The organism is Polaromonas sp. P1_E1_2 (genome assembly GCF_056406035.1).
Genome location: NZ_JBFUAZ010000281.1, coordinates 1 through 5,154, shown reverse-complemented (window position 1 = coordinate 5,154; position 5,154 = coordinate 1). Strand labels below are relative to the sequence as shown.

At 64.3% G+C, this 5,154-nt stretch carries 6 protein-coding genes; 3 read left to right on the top strand and 3 right to left on the bottom strand.

Going from position 1 to position 5,154, the window contains the following annotated elements:
• Positions 1-1,227: penicillin-binding transpeptidase domain-containing protein (locus AC1D1P_RS13670; RefSeq protein WP_477673359.1), on the top strand; the 1,227-nt coding region annotated here is incomplete at its 5' end.
• A 109-nt stretch (positions 1,228-1,336) separates the two neighbouring features.
• Here the strand turns inward: AC1D1P_RS13670 and AC1D1P_RS13665 are convergent.
• Positions 1,337-2,458, bottom strand: a complete 1,122-nt coding sequence (locus AC1D1P_RS13665) for an ROK family protein (RefSeq protein WP_477673358.1) — start codon at positions 2,456-2,458, stop codon at positions 1,337-1,339.
• A gap of 141 nt (positions 2,459-2,599) precedes the next feature.
• The gene (locus AC1D1P_RS13660; RefSeq protein ID WP_477673357.1) at positions 2,600-2,812 is read right to left on the bottom strand and encodes a CsbD family protein; all 213 of its coding nucleotides are present in this window, start codon (positions 2,810-2,812) and stop codon (positions 2,600-2,602) included.
• A gap of 256 nt (positions 2,813-3,068) precedes the next feature.
• On the opposite strand from AC1D1P_RS13660, the gene AC1D1P_RS13655 reads away from it, so the two are divergent.
• The gene (locus tag AC1D1P_RS13655) at positions 3,069-3,518 is read left to right on the top strand and encodes a surface-adhesin E family protein (protein ID WP_477673356.1); all 450 of its coding nucleotides are present in this window, start codon (positions 3,069-3,071) and stop codon (positions 3,516-3,518) included.
• A 117-nt stretch (positions 3,519-3,635) separates the two neighbouring features.
• Entirely contained in the window at positions 3,636-4,286 is a 651-nt protein-coding gene (locus tag AC1D1P_RS13650; protein ID WP_457278741.1) for an FHA domain-containing protein, read from the top strand.
• A gap of 27 nt (positions 4,287-4,313) precedes the next feature.
• Here the strand turns inward: AC1D1P_RS13650 and AC1D1P_RS13645 are convergent.
• Positions 4,314-5,154, bottom strand: an 841-nt coding sequence (locus AC1D1P_RS13645; RefSeq protein WP_477673355.1) for a PDDEXK family nuclease, incomplete at its 5' end; no start/stop codon positions are given.

Below are 5,154 nucleotides of genomic sequence, written 5' to 3'. Positions count from 1 at the left end.
GCATGGGTGGGCAGCCGTGACTTTGCGCGCGACCAGTTCGACCACGTGCAGCAGGCGCGCCGCCAGCCGGGCTCGACCTTCAAGCCCTTTGTGTACGGCGCGGCATTTGAAAACGGCGCCAGGCCGTCCGATGTGTACCTGGACGGCGAGGTGGAGATTCCGCTGGGCAACGGTGCCTTCTGGCGGCCGACCGACGGCGGCGGCCCCAGCGGCGAGATGATGACGCTGCGCCAGGGCCTGATGTTTTCCAAGAACACGATCACCGCGCAGGTCATGCACGCGGTGGGCCCGGCCAATGTGGCCAAACTGGCCAAGGCCATGGGCGTGCGCCAGAGCAGGCTCGAAGAAGTGCCCTCACTTGCGCTGGGCACCAGCCCTGTCACGCTGAGGGAAATGGTGGCGGCCTACGGCACGCTGGCCAACGACGGCCGTTATATAGAGCCCGTGCTCGTTACCCGGGTAGAAGACCGCAACGGCAAGGTGCTGGAAGCGTTTGAGCCCAAGCTGCCCGAAACCGTGATGCCGGCCACCGTGGCGCAGACGCTGCTGGACGTGATGCGCGGCGTGATCGACCAGGGCACGGGCGCTGCCATTCGCAGCCGTTACGGCATACAGGCCGACGTGGCCRGCAAGACCGGCACGACACAGGGCAACACCGACGGCTGGTTCATCATGATGCACCCGCAGCTGGTGGCCGGCGCGTGGGTGGGCTTTAACGACAACCGCGTGACCATGGCTGACAGCTATGGGCAGGGCGCCCGCAGCGCGCTGCCGATGGTAGGTGAGTTTTTTCAGGGCGCGATCAAGGCAAAAGTGGTGGACGTAGCCCTGCGCTTCCCCGCGCCGGAAGGCGCAGGCGTGACGGACCAGGAGCGGCAGCGCATTGAAGCGCTGCTCAATGGCGCCGAGCCGCCGCAGGAAAGCCAGCCAGGCCAGACCGGTGACGGCGGCATGCCCCAGCCTTTGGGGCAACAGAGCATGTCAGGCGCTGCGGGAGGGCCGGCCACCGAGGGCGGCCCGCCGCGCGTGTGGCAGCCGGCGCCGGTGATCAAGTACATCACCGTGAACGGGCCTGCCGCAGATGGCACGCCTGCGCCTAATACGTCTGGTGGTGCGCCGGGCCTGGTGCTGCCACCTGAGCAGCCGCGGCGTGTGCAGCCTGAAGGTACGGTGGAAAGCACCGCCGTGCCGGGCGTGGTGGTGGGTGCGCCCATCGCTCCGCGCTAGCGCTGTGCGCGGGGGCGAGAGATTGCTATTAAATATATAGCTGCTTGCGCCCGCACTGATTGGGCTTCAGGCCTTTTTCTCTTGAATTATTGCAAGGCAGCGCGCGACGTCAGCGTTTCGTTTTGCGCATCGGCTGCGTGCCCGTATTGACAAAGCTGGCATTGCCCAGCCCGGTGCCCACCGTCAGCACGGCCCAGCGCTTCACGCCCTGCATGAAGGGCAGCTCCGACAAGCCCTGCACCACCGCATCGTTGTGCAGCCGCACCTGGGTGGTCTGGCCGTCCTGGCGCGGCAGCAGTTCGCTGAGGTCATGCGCCAGGTTAAAGCGCGGGCTTTCCCAGTTACCGGGCAGGTTCTGCGCGCCGGCGGCGATGGAGCCGTCGTCGCAGATCATGCCGGGGCAGGCCACGCCGACAAACGGCGCCAGGGTGATGCCTTTTTTGTCGGCCAGACGCTTGAGCTTTTTCAGCATGGCGGCAATGCCGCTTACCAGGTGTTCGCGGCGGGTCACATCGTCGTCGCCGCGGTGGCCCCACTTTTCCAGGCCCGCCACGCGCACGTCCGACAGGTCGGGCGACTTGTTCAGGCGTGGCCGCACAATGCCGCAGCGCACGTTGGTGCCGCCAATGTCTACCGCCAGGAAGCCGCCGTATTGCGACAACAGCTCGGGCGGCGCCAGGTGCACCCAGCCGATCAGCCCGCCTTCGTCGGGGTGGTGGCGCAGCGTCATCAAATGCACGCGGGCATTTTGCTGGTAGAGCAGTTCGGCCGCGCGGTCGATGGCCAGCTCTCCCACCAGGCTTTGCTGGAAGCCGCCGCCCACCACGATGCGCTGCACGCCGTGCCATGAGGGGTGCGCCAGAAAACGCCGCACCACACGCACCAGCTGCCAGGCGTAGTCTTCCGATGCCGCGGAAATCACGGCGGCGGCCTTGCCGTCGCGTTGAAGGAGCAGGTCTAACCGCTTTTTGCTGATGGCCGGCGTGGGCTTGGTGCCCAGCACGTCTTCACCGCTGATGCGGCGAAACACCCGGCGCCATACGTCCAGCATTTCGCTGTAGGCGACGCGGCTGACGGTGTCGCCCAGAAAGCGCTCGCCGTCGTGCAGCGCCAGGCTGTAGCCGTTGATCGTCACGGCAGGCAGCTTCAGCTGACCATGCAAAAGGTCGTCGGGCAGGGAAGCGGAGGCTTTGCGTGGCATGGGTGCGTGTGCTGTGGTGGAAGGTTTCATGATGCGGGCACTGCGTGCCGCCGGCTATCAGCCAACGCGCCTGAACGCGTCAGCCAATGGCTGGTGTACGCGGCGATTTGCGCGCAAAAAAACGGCCGGGAAGAGCCGGCCGATGGTGGGTGTGCAGCGTTTTAGTGCTGCTTAGCGACCCAGGGGGTCGCGGTCTTTGTCAAGATCCTTCTGGATGTCTTCTGCGTTCTCACGCGCGTCGCCGGCGGCCTTTTGTGCCTTGCCCTGGAATTCACGGGCATGGCCCTTGGCCTGCTGTTCGGCATTGCCGACCAGCAGGCCGGTGTGTTCCTGCACTTCACCGGCAACTTCCTTGATCTTGCCTTTGACCTGGTCCTTGTTCATGGGATGTACCTTTCAGAGAGTTGCGTCATGGAAAATTCCATGCAGTTCAAGATAGCCCGCCGGCCCAGACCGCGCCGAAGGCATCGGGCCCATAGCCGTGTGGGTGTGTGCCTACAGGGCCTTTCGACGCGCGCCTGCTACGGGTCGGGAAACAGTTGCAACAGAACGTTCGTTGCGTCAGGATTAAACTGGCATTGCAGACAATGGACTGTGCTTTGAAGTGACCGTGCGGTGGAGGAAGGAAGAAAAAAGTCATATGAAGAAATTAGCCATCGTTTTAGGGGCCCTGGTGTCCGGGGCTTCCCTGTGGGGCGCGCCTGTCGCTCCCACCACATGGTTTACCGTGATGGGTGACCCGGCTGACCCGGCCGTCAACACCATTGAGGTAGACCCGACCCCCATTGCCGCCAACGGCGACATGCGGGCCATGCAGGTACGCGTAAGCCGCGCGCTGCAACGCACCAGCTGGGACGGCGTGCCTTACCGTTCGTATGTTTCCACCGTGCTGTTTGACTGCGCCGACAAGAGCGCCAAGTACGTCACGCTGGCGTTTTACGTGCAGCCCTTGTGGAAGGGCGAGCCGTACAAAACAGTGACTTACCCCAACGAAGTGGTGCGTCCCATGGAGTTCCGCGACGTGACGCCCAACCCGACCCAGCGCATCATTCGCGCTGCATGCGAAACCGGCAAAATTACCACCAATTAGCGGCCATGTGGCGGCGCTGGCGGGTTGTGCCCCGCTTGTGCCTTTAGGGCGCTCGGGCTACGATGGTTTGTCGCTTACGCATGGGGCTCCGGCGACTATCTTGAAGAAGGGTCTTGCATGCCGCAACTCATTGCAACGGTCGAAGGCGTCGAAATCAAGCACGTGTACCTGACGAACGACCGCACCACGCTGGGCCGCAGGCCCTACAACGACATCATCTTTGACAACCTGGTGGTCAGCGGCGAGCACTGCGTGTTCCTGCTGAAAGGCCTTGCGGACGTGTACCTTGAAGACCTGGGCAGCACCAACGGCACCTACCTCAACGGCCACATGGTCAAGTCGCGTGAGCTGCTGCACGACAACGACATCATCAATATCGGCAACTTCCGCATCCAGTACCTGGCCACCTCGCGGCACGAAGAAGAGGCTCCGCGCGAACATCAAACCACCGCCATGGCGCTGGACGCGATGGGCCTGCCCGGCACCAGCGGCACGATGCACGCGAGCCTGAAGGTGTTGTCGGGTTCGTCAGCGGGGCTGGAGGTGCCGGTGGTCAAGGCCGTCACCACCTTCGGCCAGCCTGGTGTGGCCGTGGTGTCGATATCGCACCGGCGCGACGGCTACTACGTGGCGCACATGGACGGCGAGAAGCCGCCGACCTGCAACGGCAAACCGATCGGCATGAAAGCGATTCCGCTGGCCCACCACGACATACTGAACCTGGCCGGAACCGAGATGGAGTTTTTACTCAAGAGCGCCGAGGCCTGAGCGGGCCGGGGGTTCGTGCAGGTTCGCTCAGATGGTCGAGCTGCTGATGCTGGTGGTGGGAAAGCCCATGGGCCTGCGTGAACTCCGTGGCCTGTAAGAAGGCGGCTCACCGGCCAGGCGCCAGGCAAAGGCCCGTGCCAGCGCCTTCAGCTTGAGCGTGGACTTCAGATGCAGCGGCGTCATGCCGGTGCGGGTCAGGTCCGATGCGTTGCTGGACACGCGTGACAAGCGTCGCTGCTCCAGCGCGGTGACAGGTTTGCGGGGCATGGCTGAGCGTGGCGTCTTTTTGATCGCCGCCTGCGTGGCGGCAGCACCGGTGAACTTCTCACGCAGCAGCGTGGCCTCGGGCCGCCGCTGGCCGTCCACAATCCAGTAGGGAATGCCGGCGCGGCCCAGCAGCTCGCGCTTGAAAGCATGCTTGCGGTCAGCCAGCTCGCCGCGCCCCAGGACATCGACGCAGCCCAGCACAGCGCCTTTGCGGTCGGCCACGGCGCAGGCAAAGCTCACGGTGCTCAGCAGCGCCTGCCAGTGCGCGTCGCCGCCGCGGCTGTTGGGTTCAATAAAGCCGGTAAAGGGCACCTTGATCAATACATGGTGGTCCGGAAAAATGTCTGCCAGCCAGCGCCACACCGCGAGCTCGTCGCGACTGGTGAGCGGCTTGCGGCGCAGCGCGTGGTTGCGCGCCACCTTCTTGCGGGCCGACACCACATGCGAGAGCCAGCGTTCATAGCCCAGCGCCCCCAGGGCCACGCTGCCCACAAAAATAAAGAAGCCGATCAAAAAAGAGGTGCCGGTCATGGTGCTGTCCTGGTGCTGGTACTGCGTTGATGTGCCGGGCCGATGCGCTGCCTGTTGTGATGTGGGTGTA

Bases quoted from the DNA above. Each gene is read 5' to 3' on its own strand.
- AC1D1P_RS13665 (WP_477673358.1), bottom strand. From the start codon at position 2,458: ATGAAACCTTCCACCACAGCACACGCACCCATGCCACGCAAAGCCTCC.
- AC1D1P_RS13660 (WP_477673357.1), bottom strand. From the start codon at position 2,812: ATGAACAAGGACCAGGTCAAAGGCAAGATCAAGGAAGTTGCCGGTGAA.
- AC1D1P_RS13655 (WP_477673356.1), top strand. From the start codon at position 3,069: ATGAAGAAATTAGCCATCGTTTTAGGGGCCCTGGTGTCCGGGGCTTCC.
- AC1D1P_RS13650 (WP_457278741.1), top strand. From the start codon at position 3,636: ATGCCGCAACTCATTGCAACGGTCGAAGGCGTCGAAATCAAGCACGTG.